General features: G+C 73.8%; 14 protein-coding genes. 7 read left to right on the forward strand and 7 right to left on the reverse strand.

The window, feature by feature from the left end:
- Window positions 1–7: 7 nt before the first annotated feature.
- Together ABD345_RS14025 and ABD345_RS14030 are read right to left on the reverse strand one after the other, a co-directional pair.
- Window positions 8–835, reverse strand: a complete 828-nt coding sequence (locus ABD345_RS14025; RefSeq protein WP_344552359.1) for an ATP-grasp domain-containing protein — start codon at window positions 833–835, stop codon at window positions 8–10.
- Between the two features lie 133 nt (window positions 836–968).
- On the reverse strand, window positions 969–2,399 hold the full coding sequence (locus tag ABD345_RS14030; protein WP_344552360.1) for a DHA2 family efflux MFS transporter permease subunit: 1,431 nt from the start codon (window positions 2,397–2,399) through the stop codon (window positions 969–971).
- A 145-nt stretch (window positions 2,400–2,544) separates the two neighbouring features.
- On the opposite strand from ABD345_RS14030, the gene ABD345_RS14035 reads away from it, so the two are divergent.
- From ABD345_RS14035 to ABD345_RS14045, 3 genes are all read left to right on the forward strand, one after another.
- Entirely contained in the window at window positions 2,545–3,054 is a 510-nt protein-coding gene (locus ABD345_RS14035; RefSeq protein WP_344552361.1) for a MarR family winged helix-turn-helix transcriptional regulator, read from the forward strand.
- Window positions 3,055–3,227: 173 nt separating this feature from the next.
- A complete protein-coding gene (locus ABD345_RS14040; RefSeq protein WP_344552362.1) occupies window positions 3,228–4,055 on the forward strand; it encodes an alpha/beta fold hydrolase in 828 nt (275 codons plus the stop codon).
- A gap of 153 nt (window positions 4,056–4,208) precedes the next feature.
- Window positions 4,209–5,786, forward strand: coding sequence for an alpha/beta hydrolase (locus ABD345_RS14045; protein ID WP_344552363.1), 1,578 nt, complete (start codon window positions 4,209–4,211; stop codon window positions 5,784–5,786).
- A gap of 82 nt (window positions 5,787–5,868) precedes the next feature.
- On the opposite strand, the gene ABD345_RS14050 is transcribed toward ABD345_RS14045, so the two are convergent.
- The gene (locus ABD345_RS14050; protein ID WP_344552364.1) at window positions 5,869–6,672 is read right to left on the reverse strand and encodes a metallophosphoesterase; all 804 of its coding nucleotides are present in this window, start codon (window positions 6,670–6,672) and stop codon (window positions 5,869–5,871) included.
- Window positions 6,673–6,790: 118 nt separating this feature from the next.
- Between ABD345_RS14050 and ABD345_RS14055 the strand changes: the two genes are divergently transcribed.
- Together ABD345_RS14055 and ABD345_RS14060 are read left to right on the forward strand one after the other, a co-directional pair.
- Window positions 6,791–7,282 (forward strand): hypothetical protein, encoded by a 492-nt coding sequence (locus ABD345_RS14055; protein WP_344552365.1) that lies wholly within the window; start codon window positions 6,791–6,793, stop codon window positions 7,280–7,282.
- Window positions 7,283–7,382: 100 nt separating this feature from the next.
- Window positions 7,383–8,198 carry a hypothetical protein gene (locus tag ABD345_RS14060; RefSeq protein ID WP_344552366.1) on the forward strand — a complete coding sequence of 272 codons (816 nt, stop codon included), beginning with the start codon at window positions 7,383–7,385 and terminating at the stop codon, window positions 8,196–8,198.
- A 135-nt stretch (window positions 8,199–8,333) separates the two neighbouring features.
- Here the strand turns inward: ABD345_RS14060 and ABD345_RS14065 are convergent, their stop codons facing one another.
- The gene (locus ABD345_RS14065; protein WP_380271608.1) at window positions 8,334–12,674 is read right to left on the reverse strand and encodes a galactose-binding domain-containing protein; all 4,341 of its coding nucleotides are present in this window, start codon (window positions 12,672–12,674) and stop codon (window positions 8,334–8,336) included.
- A 637-nt stretch (window positions 12,675–13,311) separates the two neighbouring features.
- Between ABD345_RS14065 and ABD345_RS14075 the strand changes: the two genes are divergently transcribed.
- Window positions 13,312–14,307: a serine hydrolase gene (locus ABD345_RS14075; protein WP_344552367.1), complete on the forward strand. Its 996-nt coding sequence runs from the start codon at window positions 13,312–13,314 to the stop codon at window positions 14,305–14,307.
- A 16-nt stretch (window positions 14,308–14,323) separates the two neighbouring features.
- On the opposite strand, the gene ABD345_RS14080 is transcribed toward ABD345_RS14075, so the two are convergent.
- Window positions 14,324–14,884 (reverse strand): DUF1990 domain-containing protein, encoded by a 561-nt coding sequence (locus ABD345_RS14080; protein WP_344552368.1) that lies wholly within the window; start codon window positions 14,882–14,884, stop codon window positions 14,324–14,326.
- A gap of 138 nt (window positions 14,885–15,022) precedes the next feature.
- Window positions 15,023–15,235 (reverse strand): EF-hand domain-containing protein, encoded by a 213-nt coding sequence (locus ABD345_RS14085; protein WP_344552369.1) that lies wholly within the window; start codon window positions 15,233–15,235, stop codon window positions 15,023–15,025.
- A 299-nt stretch (window positions 15,236–15,534) separates the two neighbouring features.
- Here ABD345_RS14085 and ABD345_RS14090 point away from each other — a divergent pair, with 299 nt between their 5' ends.
- Window positions 15,535–16,095, forward strand: coding sequence for an EF-hand domain-containing protein (locus ABD345_RS14090; RefSeq protein ID WP_344552370.1), 561 nt, complete (start codon window positions 15,535–15,537; stop codon window positions 16,093–16,095).
- A gap of 9 nt (window positions 16,096–16,104) precedes the next feature.
- On the opposite strand, the gene ABD345_RS14095 is transcribed toward ABD345_RS14090, so the two are convergent.
- Window positions 16,105–16,788, reverse strand: a complete 684-nt coding sequence (locus tag ABD345_RS14095) for a peptidylprolyl isomerase (RefSeq protein ID WP_344552371.1) — start codon at window positions 16,786–16,788, stop codon at window positions 16,105–16,107.
- Window positions 16,789–17,086: the final 298 nt, after the last annotated feature.

The following is a 17,086-nucleotide window of genomic DNA, read 5'->3' on the forward strand; positions in this document are numbered from 1 at the left end:
GTCGGTTCTAGCGGAGCCCCAGGAAGCGGTGCAGCGAGGCCGTCATCGCGGTGACGAACGCCTCGCGCTGCGGCGGCGGGACGGCCTCCAGGGACAGGTAGGGGTTGAGGTCCTCCAGTTCCACCAGCAGGAGGTCGCCTGCCGTGGTGCGGCAGGCGTCCACCCGCTGGATGCCGTGGTCGAGGGTGTTCCACTCGATGAAGCGGCGGGCGAAAGCCAGGTCCTCGGGGGTGGGGCGATAGGGGACCAGCTCCCAGCGGCGGGCCGGGTCCGGGGCGTGGAGGGCGTACTGGAAAGCGTCGTCGACGAAGTAGAAGGAGACTTCGTGGTCGAAGTCGACCAGTGGCTGGAGCAGTCGGCCGTCCCAGTCCAGCCCGGGCAGGGCCGCGCGGTCGACGGGGGTGAGGCCGATCGAGTCGGCGCCGTTCCTCGGCTTGGCCAGGTAGCGGTCGACCTCCGGCAGCAGGCCGAGGTCCTCGGCGCGGTCGACGGTGGGGATGACCGGGAACCCGGCCGCCGTCAGGTCGAGCAGGTAGCCCTTGCCCGCCATGTCGCCGCGGCCGGTGAGCGGGTTGTAGACCCGGGTGCCGCACTCGGCGGCCCGGCGGCGGAACTCCTCGTACTCCCGGCGGTAGTGCAGGACGGGCCCGCTGTTGCGGACCACGACCGCGTCGAAGCCCGGCATCAGCGCGGCCGCGTCCTTCGGGTGGCACAGGGCCAGGTCGAAGTGCTCGCGCAGCCGTGCGGTCAACTGGACGTCCTCGTCGCCGTAGCGGCGGCCGCGCGCCGGGTAGGCGAGGTCGGTCACGAACAGGATCCTCGAACGCTCGGTCACGCTGGCGTCCTCTCCGGTGGGCGGGCGGCCACTCTATGCGGCGAAGGAGCGGGGCGGGAGAGGGAGGAGGGGGAGGGGAAGCGGGGGGACGGCGGCCGGGGAAGGGGTGGCGCCCCTCCCCCGGCCGGTGCGTTCAGCGGCCGGGGCGGTCGGCCTTCTGCCGGAGGCGGGCCCGCGGGCGGGAGCCGGAGGCCGCGGTGCGGGGCGCGGCGGTGCGGGGCGCCGCGGTGCGGGCCGGGCCGTCGGGCATGGTGAAGGCGAACAGGCCGGCGGCGACGGCGACCGCGGCCAGGACGTAGTAGCTGAGCTGGTAGGAGGCCAGCGGCGGGTGGGCGCGCCCGGCGCCGCTGGCGCCGAGGACCAGGACGGAGGTGACGACGGCCGGGGCGAGGGCGTTGCCGGTCTGCCGGACGACGGTGTTGAGGGTGGCGGCGTGGGCGATGTCGGCGCGGTCGACGGTGCTGAACGAGGCGATGGTGGTGGGGATGAAGACCGCGCCCATGGCGAGGCCGAGCAGGAACATGTAGCCGCGGAAGGTCCACAGGCTGGTGTCCGCGTCGGCGGTGGCGAACAGCAGCATCACGGCGGCGACGCCGAGCAGGCCGGTGCCGATGATCAGGCGCGGGCCGACCCGGTGGTAGACCGCGCCGACCACCTGCATGGTCACCAGGACGCCGAACGCCTCGGTGAAGGTGGTGCTGCCGCTGTCCAGCGCGGAGCCGCCGCGGGCCTCCTGGATGAAGATCGGCCCGAGGAACATCGCGCCCATCATCGGCACGTAGCCGACCAGGCTGATCAGGTTGGTGTCGCGGAACAGCCGGTCGCGGAACAGGCGCAGCCGCAGGACCGGTTCGGGCGTGCGCAGTTGCTGCCGGACGGCGGCGGCGAGCAGGGCGGCGCCGCCTGCGAGCGCGCCGATCACCTGGGGGCGGTCCCAGCCGAGGTCGGGGCCGGCGCAGACGCCGTACATCAGGGTGGCGGTGGCGGCGCCGCACAGCAGCAGGCCGGGCAGGTCGAGGCGGCCGGCGCTGTGGTCGCGGTGCTCGGCGAGGAAGAGGGCGCCGAACAGGACGGCGGCGGTGCCGAAGGGCACGTTGACGTAGAACACCCAGCGCCAGGACAGGCTGGTGATGAGCAGGCCGCCGAGCAGCGGGGCGATGGCGGGGGCGATCTGCTGCGGGATGACCATCAGCCGGGAGAGCCGGACCTGTTCGGCGTGGCTGAAGGTGCGGAAGAGCAGGGCCTGCGAGGTGGGCATGAGCAGGCCGGCGGCGAGTCCCTGCAGGGCGCGGGCGCCGACCAGGGCGGTGAGGTTCGGGGCGGCGCCGCACAGGCCGCTGGCGGCGGTGAAGGCGGCGAGGGAGAGCAGCAGCGTGCGGCGGCCGCCGTGGCGTTCGATCAACCAGGCGGAGGCCGGGATCATCATGCCCAGGCAGACCGGGTAGATCACGACGACCCCGGTGAGGGCGGCCGGGGTCAGGTCGAACTGCCGGGCGATGCTGGGGAGGGCGACGGTGGTGATGGCGCCGTCGATGATGCAGATGAAGGTGGTCAGGACAGCCATGATGGGCACGACACGGCGCTGGCCCAGGCGGGTGCTCATAGAAGCTGAGCATACTCACTATGATGTTGCTCAGGAAACCTGCGGGACTGCGGAACCCGAGGTCTTCGGGGGCCGGCGGACCCGAAGCGGATGGAGAAGTCACGGCATGGCAGAGGAAGCGGCTGCGCGACAGCGGTTCGGCAGCAGCGACGTCCTGGTGGACGAACTGTTCGCCACCACCCACCGGTTGCGCGTCTTCGTGGACGGCAGGCTGCGCGAGCACGGCGCCTCGGTGGCCCGGCTGCGCACCCTGCGGGTACTGGCCCTGGCGGGCGAGCCGCTGCGCATGCGCGACCTCGCCGAGCACGTGGGCAACGCCCCCCGCACCACGACCACCATCGTCGACAGCCTGGAGCGCGACGGGCTGGTCGAGCGCGTCCGGCACCCCTCGGACCGACGGGCGTTCCTGCTGACCCTCACCGAGGAGGGCGCGCGCTGCCACCGGGAGGCGGAGGAGCTGGACCGGGCCGCCCTCGCGGCGGCCACCGGCGCGCTGAGCGGCGCCGAGCGCGAGCAGTTGCGCGCCCTGCTCGGACGCATCCGCGCCGCGGTGGACACCGAGGGCGCCGCGGCGGACGGCACCGGGACCGCGGGCCCGGAGCGGGACGACGACTGAGCCCGGCTGCCCGACCACGCGTCAGGTTGCCGGAGCGGAAGGGGTTGCCGGGCGCCACTGCCTGGGAGCGCCGCTCCCAGGACGGGCGCTCCGCTCCCCCCGCGCCGGGCGGGCGGCCATGCTCGGAGCGGGCCGGGAGGGACCGGCGGCAACGAGTGGGAGGAGTGCGTCCGATGAGGGGATCCGTGCTGGAGGTGCCCGGTGCGCGGCTGCGGTACTTCGTCCGCGGGACGGGGCCGGTGCTGGCGCTGGTCGCCGGGGGCCACGGGGACGCCGGGGTGACCGACGCGCTGGCCGCCCGGCTGGCCGACCGGTACACCGTGGTCACCTACGACCGCCGCGGGCTGTCGGGCAGCGCCGTGGACGAGCCGGGGCGGACGACGGTGGCGGTGCACGCCGAGGACGTGTCGCGGCTGCTGGCGGCGGTCACCGGGGAGCCCGCCCTGGTCTTCGGCAGCAGTCTCGGCGGGCTGGTCGCGCTGGAGTTCGCGCTCCGGCACCCCGGGCGGGCCCGCGCGGTGGTCGCGCACGAGCCGGCGGCCGTCCGGTTGCTGCCGGGGCCGGAGCGGGCCGTGGCGCTCCGGGACCTGGCGGGGGCCCGGGAGGCGTTCGAGGCGGCGGGCGTCGACGCCGCGCTGCGCGGGTTCGCGGAGTTCGCGGGCATCGATCCGACCGATCGCGAGCCCGACGCCCCGGTGCGGGCGCGGGGGCCGGAGCAGGTGCGCAACGCGGAGTTCCTGCTGCGGTACGACCTCGCGTCGCTCCGGGAGCACCGGCTCGACCTGGCCGCGCTGAAGGGTTCGGGCGTGCGGGTGGTGGCCGGGGTCGGCGAGAACTCGGGCCGCTTCTGGCCGCACCGGTGCGGCGAGTTGCTCGCCGCGGAGCTGGGCACCGGCTGCGCGGTCTTCCCCGGCGGGCACAACGGGTACGCCTTCCGCCCGCGGGGGACGGCGCGGCGGCTGCACGAGGTGCTCGGCACGCTGGGGAGCGGCACCGGGTGAGGGTGCGTCGGCTGAGGGGAGGTCAGCGGGCGTGGGCGGCTCCGGAGGAGGGGTCGAGGGAGGGGTGGCGGAGGCCGTACGGCGGCGGTTTGATGACGAATTGATAATCAGAGGACTCGGGCGGCGGTCGGATGGTACTCATACGCGGTGATCATGCATACCTCCCGGTCGATCCGCCGGGTGCTCCCTGCCGCCGCCCTGGCGCTCCTGCTCGCCGCCTGCGGCAGTTCCTCCCACCAGAACGCCGCTCAGCCCACCGGCTCGGCGAGCCCCTCGGCCTCGCCGAGCCCGAGCCCGAAGCCCACCGGGGCCGACGACCCCGCGCTGAAGGGGTTCTACACCCAGCAGATCGCCTGGGCGCCGTGCGCGGACGACCCGGCGACCGACAAGGTCGACGAGTCCGCGCTCCAGTGCGGCCGCCTGAAGGTGCCGCTGGACTACGCCGCCCCGGCCGGGGAGGGCATCGAGGTCGCGCTCTCCCGCAAGCCAGCCACCGGCTCCGACCGGCTCGGCTCGCTGCTGCTCAACCCGGGCGGCCCGGGCGGCTCCGGCATCGAGCAGCTCCAGTACAGCGGCGACGCCTACAAGGACCTGAACGCCCGTTACGACCTGGTCGGCTTCGACCCGCGCGGGGTCGGCGCCAGCACCGCCGTGCACTGCCTGGACGACGCCGCGCACGACACCTGGGCGCTGTCCGACGACCGCGCGGACGACCGGGGCAAGGCGTACGCGGACGCCTGCGCGGCCAACTCCGGCAAGCTGCTCGCGCACGTCGGGACCACGGACGCCGCCCGCGACCTGGACGTGCTGCGCGGCGCGCTGGGCGACCCGAAGCTCAACTACCTGGGCTTCTCCTACGGCACCTACCTGGGCGCCAGCTACGCCGAGCAGTTCCCCGACCGCACCGGCCGGCTCGTCCTGGACGGCGCCGTCGACCCCACCGCGGACCAGCTCGACCTGCTGGTGCAGCAGTTCGCGGGCTTCGAGAAGTCGCTGAAGGCCTTCGCCGCGGACTGCGCCAAGCAGTCCCAGTGCAGCCTCGGCAAGGACCCGGACAAGGCGGCGCAGAAGCTCGCCTCCTTCCTGGACGGCCTGCGCGAGCACCCGCTGAAGGTCGGCAAGGACCGCGAGCTGACCGAGACCGCGGGCTGGACCGCCACGCTGAGCATGCTCTACGGCAACCAGCAGTCCTGGACGTACCTGCGCAACGCGATCGACTGGGCGATCCTCCGCGACAAGGGCGACTACCTGCTCAACATGGCGGACGGGTACAACGGCCGCGACGACAAGGGCCACTACAGCAACATGTTCGACGCCTACACCGCGATCCACTGCGACGACCCGGGCGCGGAGACCCCCGGCGCCGACCGGCTGCAGGCCGCGCTGGCCGAGGCCCACGAGCAGGCCCCGCTGGTGAGCGCGCACTTCACCGAGGCGAACCTCTTCGACCCGGACTGCCGCTCCTGGCCGTACCGCTCGACCGAGCAGCCGCACGTCGTCAAGGCCACCGGCAGCGCGCCGATCCTGGTGGTCGGCTCGACCGGCGACCCGGCCACCCCGTACGCCTGGTCGGAGAAGCTGGCCTCCGGCTTCGCCAACGCCACCCTGCTGACCCGGGACGGCGACGGCCACACCGCGTACAACAAGAGCACCTGCATCAAGGACGCCGTGAACGGCTTCCTGGTGAACGGGGTCATGCCGGCCGCGGGCACCCACTGCCCGACCTCCTGACGCGCCGGCACCGCCCGGTGCGGTCGGGCCCCGCCGGGACGGCTTCCCGGCGGGGCCCGACCGCCGTCGGGGCCGGGGGTGTTCAGCGCAGGCGGGTGAGCAGGATCCGGCCGCCTTCGTAGACGCCGCCGTCGATGGCGACGACCCGGCCCCCGGCGTAGCGCAGGGCTTCCCGGACGTGCTGCGGGGGGATGCCGAAGTGCTTGGTGAGGGTGCTGTGGCCGTGCACCAGGACGGTGCCGCCGAGGGTGCCGAGGACCCGGGCGACGGGGTCGTGGGGGTGGCCGGCCCGGGCGCCGCGGAAGGCGCCGCGGGAGCTCATCAGGCGACTGAACTCCAGCCAGGCTTCCGGGCGTTCGTCGGTGAGCGCGCGGGCGGCGGCGGCGTTGACGGCGGCGACGCCGGCTCCGAGTTCGAGGTACTGGGTGGTGTCGGAGTGGACCAGCAGGTGGTCCTCGACCAGGGCGACGGCGGGCAGCGCGGCGAGCCAGGCGAGGTGGGAGGGGGTCAGTCGGCGCAGGTCGTCCTCCTGGCCGCCGAAGCGGGACCAGCCGCCGTGGAACCCGCCGGGCTGGTCCCAGCCGGGGACGGGGGCGGTGCCGAAGCGGTGGGCGGCGAGCAGCTGCACCTCGTGGTTGCCGAGCAGGGCGCCGACCCGGCCGCCGGCGTCGCGGGCCTGGGCGGCGAGGCGGCGGATGTCCTCGATGACGCCGATGCCGTCGGGGCCGCGGTCGACGTAGTCGCCGAGCATCCAGAGCCGTGCCCGGCCGCCGCACCAGTGGCCGTCGGCGTCGGCCAGAGCGGCGCCCCGCAGTGCGTCCAGGAACTCCGCGCGGTGGCCGTGGACGTCGGCCGCCGCGTACAGCGGGGCGGGTGAAGGGGGCACGGCGGGACGCTATCAGGGTGCGGGTGGGACAAGTGGTGTGGACGGGGCCGGTGTTCCGGTACGGTACGTCAGCCGTACGGCTCTTTATGCATACCTTATGTCCATACTTGGGGTTTCCGTGAACATCGATTTCAGCCTCGACCCGACGTTCTCCTGGTACGTCGTCCTGCTTCTGATCAGCGGTCTGCTGACCCTCATCGTCGGCCTGGTGCCCGCCTCCGGGCTGAGCGTCGGCTGGCGGGTCCTCACCGTGCTCGCCGGTCTCGCCTTCTTCGGCTACGGCGTCTACCTCGCCTTCTTCTTCGAGGGCGAGCGCTACACCATCATCTTCAAGGCGTTCATCGTGCCGATCGCACTGCTCGTCAACTTCTTCCGCTCGCTGAGCAACCGCAAGAAGGGCGGCGCGCCCGTTCCGCCGCAGGCCGGTTACCCGGTCCCGCCCCAGGGCGGCTACCCGGTCCCGCCGCAGGCCGGCTACCCGGTGCCGCAGCAGCCCGGCGCCCCCGTGCCGCCGCAGGCCGGCTACCCGGTGCCGCAGCAGCCCGGCGCTCCGGTGCCGCCGGCCGCCGCGCCCGCGGCCCCGCAGACCGCCGGCGAGCCGAGCGCCTGACGGGCCGTTCCCCGGGCCGACCGGGGCTGTTGACGGGCTTTACGTGTTCATGGATAGTCTCACGCGCGGGAGCGCCCCGCGGGTGGGAAGGGGTGGCGGAATGGGAGTCGACGGGCTGACGGTGTCCGGTGCGCGGGAGGCGCGGGTGGATCCGCGGCTGAGCGACCGGGTCGTCGAGGCGCTGCTGCTGGTCGGCCTGCCCGTCGCGCACGGCGGGCACGGGCCCGGCGTCCACCTGCTCCCCACCGGAGCCGACGCCGCCGCGGGCGGCTCCGACCCGGAGCGGTGGCCGATCACCCTGCGCTGGCTGTGCTCCGCCCGGCTGGAGGACGCCGCGGCGGCGGGGGGTGACGGTCCGTGGCCCCGGACCCGGCAGGTGGTGGTGGACAGCCTGGAGACGGCGCTCGCCGAACTCCTGCCGTCCCTCGGCCTGCGCGCCACCCGGGCCACCTCGAACGGACCGACCCTGGTCGGTCCCGGAGCGGACCCGGGAGCCGGGGAAGCAGACGCGCCCGACGCGCCCGGTGCGTCCGGGAGCGTCGTGGCCCCCACCGGAGCCGCGACGCTCCCGGCGGACGCCGTCGCGGCCGTCCGCCGCAGCGCCGCCCTGGCGGGGCTGCCGCTGGCCCTGGGCCCCCGGGCGGCCGGGGTCGCGCTGGCGGTCTGCGCACCCCTCCAGGCGGAGGCGGCGGCAGCGGCGGCGGACGCGGAGACCGGGGCGGCGGCGGATCCGGTCGTGGACGTCGCCTGGCGCTCCTCCCCGCAGCTGCCCGGCAGCCCGCCCGTGGCCACGGCCGTCCGGGAGGCGATGCACCACGCGGTGGGCACCGCCCTGACCGCCTGCGGGCTGCGCACCTCCTGGCACCGGCCGCCGGACGGCCCCCCGCACCTGCACGCGGCCGACACCCGGGCGTGAACGTGGTCCGGACCCCGATCGCGGGTCCGGACCGAGTGCGTTCCCGGGCGCGGAGCGAGTACGTTCCCGGGCGCGGACCGGGCCCCGGCCGGGCGGAGGAGTGCTCCGCCCGGCCGGGCCCCGGCGTGGTGGCGGCTACCCGTTGGTGAGGGTGAAGGTGGTGCCGGGCTGGCGGACGATGTCGCCGGTGGCGGAGTTGCCGACCTGCACGTTGGTGAGGACGGCGCTGCCGCGGGCGCCGGACATCGCCAGGATGCCCGCGCCGTTGTTCGACTTGTCGATCCGCACGTTGCTGATCCTGACGTCGGGGATCGTCCCGCCGCCGGTCTTGAACTGGATGCCGTCGTAGGTGCTGTCGTGGATCTCGGTGTCGCGGATGACGACGCCGGGGATGTCGAGGTTGGCGGCGAACAGGGTGAGCGCGCCGAACTGCTGGGCCTCGTTCCAGAACGCGCCGCCGCTGCGGTGGATCTCGTTGCCGGCGATCAGGGTCTGTCCGGAGAAGGGCAGCGGGTCGTGGTCGGTGGCGAGCATGATGCCGGGGTAGTTGGCGGTGTCGTAGACCAGGTTGTTCTCGATCCGGTTGCCGTAGCCGCCGTAGACCGCGATGCCGGTGGCGCGCCACGGGAGCCGGACGGTGTTGTTGACGAAGGCGTTGTCGTGGCCGACGTCGACCGAGGTGTTCTTGACGTACTTGTTGGCCCAGACGGCCATCGAGTCGTCACCGGTGGTGCGGAAGGTGGAGTTGAACACCGTGGAGTTGCGGGTGCCGTCGGCGAAGTTGATGCCGTCGGCGTAGGTGTCGCGGATCCGCATGCCGCTGAACTGGAGTCCGTCGGCGGGGTTCCACAGGTCGGGGATGTTGTCGTAGTCGCGGCCGACCCAGACGGCGACGTTGGCGTGCTCGATCCAGACGTTCTCGATCTTCGTGTTCTTGCCGAACCGGCCGTTCAGGCCGACGCCGCCCTCGGAGCCGTCGGAGGCGCCGCGGATCCGGCCGGAGCCGAAGATCGCGAGGTCGGAGATCTTGGTGTTGTCGTCGATGTCGAAGCCGAAGTTGCCCTCGTGCGGGTGGTTGATGCCGCCGACGACGTTCTGCGGTTCGGTGAGCGTGTAGAACTGCGAGTACCACATGCCCGCGCCGCGGATGGTGACGTCGCGGATGCCGACCTGGTTGTAGGTGCCGCGGTGCAGCGGGTCGACGGTGAGGATCTTCTGCTCCTGGCGCCACTGGCCCGACGGGATCCACACGCAGGAGATGCTGCCGTTCTGGTTGGCCGTCACGGCGGCCTGGATCGCGGCGGTGTCGTCCTTGCCGTCGTCCGCGACGGCGCCGTAGTCGGTGATCGAGGTGCACTCGGCCGGCTTGGCCTTGGGCGGGGCGACCTGCTCCAGGTCGATCAGGTCGATGGTGTAGGAGGAGGCGGTGTCGCCGCCGTCGCGCTGCAGGCGCAGCTTGGTGCCGGCGGGGTAGCTCTTGGGCAGCAGGGCGTGGGTCTCGTCGAAGAGCCGGCGGGCGTCGGCCTGCGGGGTCTGGGTGAGGCCCTCGGGCTGGTCGGTGTTGCCGTACAGCCAGCTGTACTTGGAGGTGAGGTTCAGCTTCTGCACGAACACGTTGTCGGCGTAGAGGCTGAGGGTGGCGTCGGTGCCGCCGCCGCCGGGGGCGTCGGGGATGGAGTTGCGCACCACGATGGAGTTGGTGGGGACGGTGGAGGTGATCTCGACGTACTGGCCGGTGGCGGTGAGTCTGACGGACTTCCGGCCGGAGGACTCGGAGGCGTAGTTGGTGTGGCCGAAGGTGCGGGTGGCGTCGGCCTGGAGCAGTTCGCCCTGGTAGTTGCCGTCCTCGGCCTCGTAGGAGGTGAAGGGGGCGGCGGCGCCGCGGCCGACCACGAGGGAGCGGCTGTAGGTGTTGTTGCCCTCGTTGGTCTCCTTGGCCGTGTTGGTGGCGTCGGCGGTGGCGGTGACGGTGGCGCCGCCGGCGACGGCGGTCCAGGTGCCGGTGACGGGCAGGTTGAGGGTCTGTCCGGCGGCGAGGGCGGGGGTGGCGGTGTCGAGGGTGGCGGTGCCGACGGTGAGCCGGGTGACCGTGGCGGGGGCCGGGTCGATGCCGCGGTTGTGGAGCTTGACGGTGAAGGAGGTGACCGCGCCGGCGGCGGGGCTGGTGGGGTTGGGGGTGGCGTCGAGGACTTCGAGGTCGGGGCCGGGGGCCTGGCGGACGGTGATCGGGGTGCCCGCGGCGAGCAGGTTGTTGTCCTCGTTGCGTTCGCGGACGGTGTTCTTGGGGTCGACCCGGGCGGCGGGCAGGTAGCTGCCCTGCGGGCGGGTGCCGATCTCCTTGCCGACGGTGGCGGACTCGCCGGCGGCCAGTGCGGGGACGGCGGCGCTGTCGGCGAGCGCGCCGCCGAGCAGCAGGTCGACGCTGCTGGCGGGGGCGGGCAGGTTGCCGGTGTTCTTGACGGTGGCGCGCAGGGTGATCGCGGTGGCCTCGTCGGGGTCGGCCGGGGACCAGGCCACGTCGGTGACGGTGAGGTCGGGGTTGGGCGCGGGGGTGCCGATGGCCTGGAGTTCGGCGACCTGTCCGGCGGGGGCGCCGGTGTTGGAGGCGAACTTCAGTTGGAGGTCGGCGACCCGGCCGGTGACCGGGACGGTGACGCTGTTGCCGCCGGCGGCGGGGTCGAAGCGGTAGTCGGCGGCGGCCTTGAGGCTGGTGTAGTCGGTGGCTCCGGCGGCCCGGCCGAGCAGTTGGATGTTCTGGGTGCGGGCGGCCCACGCCTGGTCGGGGTTGAGCTTGACGACGACGCTCTGCAGGTCGGCGTCGGTGCCCAGGTGGACGGTCAGGGTGTTGGGGACGCCCGCGCTGCCCTCCCAGTAGGTGGCCAGGCTGCCGTCGTTGGCGTTGGCCGGGGCGAAGGTCCACGCCTGCCCGGACGCCTCGATCGGCTTGCCCGCGGCGAGGTTGCTGCCGCCGGTTCCGCCGCCGGTGCCGGTGCGGGTGACGGGCGCGCTGGGGTCGGACCGGTTGCCCGCGGCGTCCTTGGCCCGCACGGTGTACGTGACGGTGGCGGTGGCGGGCTGGGTGTCCGTCCAGGTGCGGACGGTGGCGGCGGTGGACGCCTTCAACTGGCCGTCGGCGTAGACCTCGTAGCCGGTGACGGCGGTGTTGTCGGTGGCCGCGTCCCAGGTCAGCTTGATCTGTCCGGCGGCGGGCTCGGTGTAGGCGAGGTTGCCGGGCGCGCTGGGCTTGACGGTGTCGCCGGGGTCCTCGCCGGTGCGGGTGACGGGGGCGCTGGGGTTGGACCGGTTGCCCGCGGCGTCCTTGGCCCGCACGGTGTAGGTGACGGTGGCGGCGGCCGGGCGGGTGTCCGTCCAGGTCAGCGTGGTGCCGTCCACCGAGGCCGCCAACTGGCCGTCGGCGTAGACCTCGTAGCCGGTGACGGCGGTGTTGTCGGTGGCCGCGCTCCAGGTCAGCTTGATCTTGCCGGGTTCGGGCTGGGTGTACGCCAGGTTGGTCGGCGCGCTGGGGGCCTGGGTGTCGCCGGAGGTGGGGCCGTACGCCTCGAACTCGGCCAACTGGGCTGCGGGCCAGGCGGAGTTGGCGGTGAACACCAGCCGCAGGTAGCGGGTGGTGCCGGCGGGCAGCGAGACGGTGACCTGGTTCCCGGCGGCCGGGTCGAAGCTGTGGGCGGCGGGGGCGAGCAGGTCGGTGAAGGTGCTGCCGTCGGTGGAGCCCTGCACCTTGAAGGTCTCGGTGCGCTGTTCCCAGCCGGGCGGGAGCTTCAGCACCAGCCGGTCGACCTTGGCGGCGGAGCCCAGGTCGCCCTGGATCCACTGCGGGAAGGCGCCGCTGGCGCTCTCCCAGTAGCTGGCCTGGTTGCCGTCGCCGGCGTTGCCCGCCGCGTAGTTCTGCGAGCTGCTGCCGGCGGTGAGGGTGCGTCCGGCGAGCAGGTTGGCGGCGGCGGCGCTGGTGCCGTGGACCTCGAACTCGGAGATCTGGGCGGCCTGCCAGCCGCTGTTGGCGGAGACCTGGACGCGCACCCAGCGGGCGGTGGCGGCGGGGAAGTCGATCCGGACGGTGTTGCCGCTCGCCGGGTCGAAGGCGTACCCGGTCGAGGCGGCCAGCGGGACGAAGGTGCTGCCGTCGGTGGAGCCGAGGACGGTGAGCGTCTCGCTGCGGGCGCCCCAGCCGGCGGGCAGTTTCAGCACCACCTGGTCGACCTGGGCGGCGGCGCCGAGGTCGACCTGGATCCACTGCGGGAGGGCGGCGCTGCCGCTCTCCCAGTAGCTGGCCTGGTTGCCGTCGTTCACGTTCGCGGCCGTGTACTGGCCGTTGGTGCTGCTCGCGGTGACGACCTTGCCGGCCGCGAGGTCGGGGCCGCCCGCGGCGCGGGCCGGGAGCACCGGGCCGGCCAGCAGGAGCATGCCCGCCAGGGCTGACGCGGCCGTCAGGCGTGGCAGGGGGAGCTTGGATCTCATGGCGTCCTCTGTCTCGGAATGAGTGGGGCGAGAAGAGTCGAAAAACCAACAGACATCTGTTCGTTTTTTGCGTGAGGGCACTCAAGAGTTACAGAGGGGTGATCGGGGTGTCAACGGACCGTAAAGAAGGTGCGTATGCGGAACAGCCGGGGTCGCCCGCCCTGGCGGGCACGGGCGACCCCGGGTGCCGGGCTGCGGATCGAGCTGGCACCCGGCCGCACGGCGGACGGGGACGGACGGGGACGGCCGGGGCCGGGAGGCGGGGCGGAAGCGAGGGGCCTGGGGAATCCGTTCGGCTACGGCTGAGCGACCTGCCCTCCCGCGGCAGGCGGAGTGGAGCAACAAGTATAGCGATCACTGCAAGATTCCTACTGCCTGTCCGCCCCGGCCCGAGCCCGGTCATAGCGGATCCCAGCAGCTCAGCAGGGACGTACCGACCCGATTCCCGCCATGGCGGCGGTCGCTGCCACCGGGAAGGTCCCTCCGCAGACTGCCTGGACCACGGTGTCGGCACGGATCCTTGCGTCACTGCGCGAGAATCCTGTCAAGTTCTTGCGGAGGCGCCCGCTGCGGCTTCTCAGTACCCGCTCAGCCGGGACTCATCGCGGGCCAAGACGGGCGGCGGAGCATCGTCCGCATGACAGCACCACCCGAATCACGGACCTCCTCCCGCAGGCGGGAGCGTCACACCAGGCGGACCCGGCGGATCAGGCGGGCGGCGGTCGTGGCGCTGGTGCTCTCGGCGCTGGGCTCGTGGCTGGTGGTCTCCCGTTCGACGACCGGCGCCCCGGCGGGCGCGGTGGCCTCCGCGACGGTCACGGCGGGCGGCGGGGGCGCGGAGGGCGCGACGGCGGACGGCACGGAGGACAGCGCGGACGGCACCCCGGGCGGCGCGACGGAGGACGCGACGGAGAGCACCGCCGCGACGGCCGCGGACACCGCGCTCGCCGCGGCGGTCGGCGCCCTCGACGGGCACTTCGCCGTCACGGTGGCCGATCCCGACGCGGGGACGTCCGCGGCCTGGGGCGACGACTCCTTCGTCACCGCCTCGATCGTCAAGGTCGACATCCTGGCCGCGCTGCTGCTGCGGAACGACGGCGTGCTGACCGGCGACCAGCAGGCCGCGGCCGCGCTGATGATCGAGCGGAGCGACAACGCCGCGGCCACCACGCTGTTCGACGCGGTGGGCGGCGCGCCGGGGCTGGACGCGGCCAACGCGGCCTTCGGGCTGACCGGGACCACCGCCGGGACGGACGGCTTCTGGGGTCTGACCGAGACCACCGCGGCCGACCAGGAGCAGTTGCTGCGGGTGGTGTTCACCGAGGACTCGCCGCTGGGCTCCGCCTCCCGCGCCTACCTGGCGAAGCTGATGGGCCTGGTCGCGGACGACCAGGACTGGGGCGTCTCCGCGGCGGACCAGGGCGGTGCGGTGAAGCTGAAGAACGGCTGGCTGTCCCGGGACAGCACCGGGCTGTGGGTGGTCAACAGCATCGGCCTGGTCGAGTACGGCGGCCGGAGCCTGCTGGTGTCGGTGCTGAGCGACGGTTCGGCGAGCAAGGAGGCGGGCATCGCGCTGGTCGAGTCCGTGGCCTCGGCGGCGGTGTCGTCCTTCGCGGACGCCGCCCGGGAGTAGGGCGGGGCCGTCCCGCTCAGGGCGCCGCGGCCGCGCGGGCGACCACCCGCAGGTAGCGTTCGATCGCCAGGTGCTGGAGGAGGAGCGCGACGGGGCGGCCGAGCCGGGCGTACCAGGCGGCGAGCCGGGAGAAGGCGACGACCTCGAACCACACCTCGCCGTCCGCGTCCATGCTCACCGTGAAGGACTCCTCGCCGCACTCGGGGTGCCCGGGCAGGGTGCCGTAGGCGAAGCCGATCCGGTCGGGGGTCTCGACGGCCCAGACCACCCGGCAGGGGATGACCAGCCGGGGCAGGCGCAGCCCGGGCAGGCCGATCCGGAGCAGGACGGTGGTTCCGGGGGCGGTGCGGGCCGCTGCCGGGTGGACGGCGAAGCCCGAGCCGAGCTGCGCGCCCCAGCCGAGGACGTACCCGCCCGCGCGCTCCAGGACGGCCCGGCCGTGGCCGAGGTGGACGCGTCGGCGCAGCCAGGAGTAGCCGGGCGGCAGGGCGGCGGCCGCGGTGGCGCCGACCTCGGGGTAGCTGGGCGCGGCGGCGCTGGCGGCGAGGTGGCGTTGGCGCGGGTCCTTCGGGCGCATCCGCCAGTTGTACGACGGTCGGGGGCCGGCCGCCAAGCCCGGCGGCCGGGGCCGGGGCGTTGTGCCTGGTCGGGGCGGTGGGGTGTGGCGCGCCTCACCGCCCCCCTCCGGGCGGAGGGGGGCGGGACGGGGCCGGGGTCAGTTCTGGACGGAGGCCCAGAACTCCTCGAAGGAGAGCTTGCCGTCGCCGTTGGCGTCCTTGGCGTTGATGATCGCCTGGGCGACCGTCTCGGTGACGTGGTAGTCGCCGAGCTGGGCCATGACCGTCTTGTACTCGCGCGCGGTGACCCGCCCGTCGCCGTCGACGTCCAGGCGTGCGAATGCCGTCCGTGCCGCTTCGATGTCCGCCACCGGACCCACCCCTCTTCTTGCTGTAGCACCGGTACTTGACGCCGTGTGTGCGGCGCGCGGGCCACAATAGCCGCAGTTCCGGACCCGCCGACAGGCCGGTCCCGGTCGGGCGGGGTTCGGCGCCGTCGGCGCGGTCGCGGGGCACCGGCGTGCGGGGGGGCACCGGCGTGCGGGCGGCTCCGCGCTCCCCCGGCGCGCGGGGGTCCGTGCGGCGTGCGACCGCGCGCTGCCGTAGCCCGGGCCGCGGTGGAAAGGATCACCCCCGCAGGTCGCGAGCGGTTCCAGGGAAGGGCACGGCCATGGCGAGCGAGTTCCAGCGGTACAAGTTGACCGGCATGTTCCACGCGTTCGACGCGGACGGGAACGGCTACCTCGATCAGGAGGACTTCCGGGCGCTGGCGGACCGCTGGGGGCGGCTGCCCCGGGTGGCGGCGGATCCGGAGCTGGCGGCCCGGGTGGAGCGGGTGATGCTCGGCTGGTGGGACGCGCTGTACGAGGCGGCGGACACCAACGGCGACGGGCTGGTGGACATGGACGAGATCCTGGCCATGGTGGACCGGCTGCCGGAGATGCGGGAGGCGGTGACCACGACGGCGGACACCGTCTTCGAGGCGATCGACGAGAACGGCGACGGCCGGATCTCCCGGGAGGAGCACCGCCGCCTGGTGGAGGTGTGGAACGGGCGGCCGACCGACACCACCGGCGTGTTCGAGCTGGTCGACCTGGACGGCGACGGCTTCCTCTCCCGGGCGGAGTTCACCGAGCTGTGGGCGCAGTTCTGGATCAGCGCGGATCCGGCGGACCCGGGCAACCACCTGTGCGGGGCGCTGGCCCCGGCGGCGGGTGCCGCCGGGGCGTGACGCGCCCGCTCAGCGCTTGGAGATCCGGACGTCGCGGATGTCGACGGGCAGTGTCGGGAAGCCGTCGCCGGGGCCGTTCTGGTCGTCCTCGCCGCCGGCGGCGATCTTCTGCAGGACGTCGAGTCCGGCGGTGACCCGGCCGAAGGGGGTGTAGGCCGGGGAGAGCTTGGTGTCCTTCCAGACGATGAAGAACTGGCTGCCGTTGGTGTCCGGCCCGGCGTTGGCCATCGCGACGGTGCCGGCGGGGTAGGTGGCGCCGGTCAGGTTCTCGTCGGGGAAGGAGTAGCCGGGGCCGCCGCTGCCGGTGCCGGTCGGGTCGCCGCACTGCAGGACGTAGAGCCGCTGGGTGGTGAGGCGGTGGCAGTGGGTGCGGTCGAAGTAGTCGCGCTCGGCGAGGAAGCGGAACGAGTAGGTGGTGCAGGGGGCCTGGTCGGTGAGCGCCCGGAAGGTGATCGCGCCCTGGCTGGTGCGGAGGGTGGCGCTGTAGGGCTTGGCGGCCCGCTCGGCGTCGAAGACCGGGATGCCCTTGAAGTTGTCGGCGGGCACGGCCGCGGTGTAGGTGCACCCGGCGGCCGTGCTCCCGGTCGCGCCTCCGGCCGCGGGGGCCGCGGACGCCGGGCCGGCGGTGGTGGACAGGGCGAGCGACACCATGGCCAGGACGGTCGGTCCGGCAGCCCAGGTCGTGCGCTTCATTCGACGGCCTCCGCGAGTGGTGGGAGTTCGAGCAGTGGACGGGATCGGCGGGGACCTGCCCGTGCCGTCCGCCCCTCGAACCTCCCCCTACCCTCGCCCCGCCCTTTCCCGCCGACCCGCCGAAGCCCGCCGGACCCTCGCCGCTCCCCCGTCCCCGCACGTCACGCGCCTGGCCCGCAGGTCTCCCCTCGGCAACGGTTCGCCCAAGATCCTTCTCGATCGTCCGTTCGATGTGACACCATCGTCCGCTATCCGGTGCACGCGGCACCGGAGGGCGCCGGGGGAACGGGAGAAGGAC

Origin of the sequence: Kitasatospora saccharophila, assembly GCF_039529925.1 — a bacterium.
Lineage (GTDB): Bacteria > Actinomycetota > Actinomycetes > Streptomycetales > Streptomycetaceae > Kitasatospora > Kitasatospora saccharophila.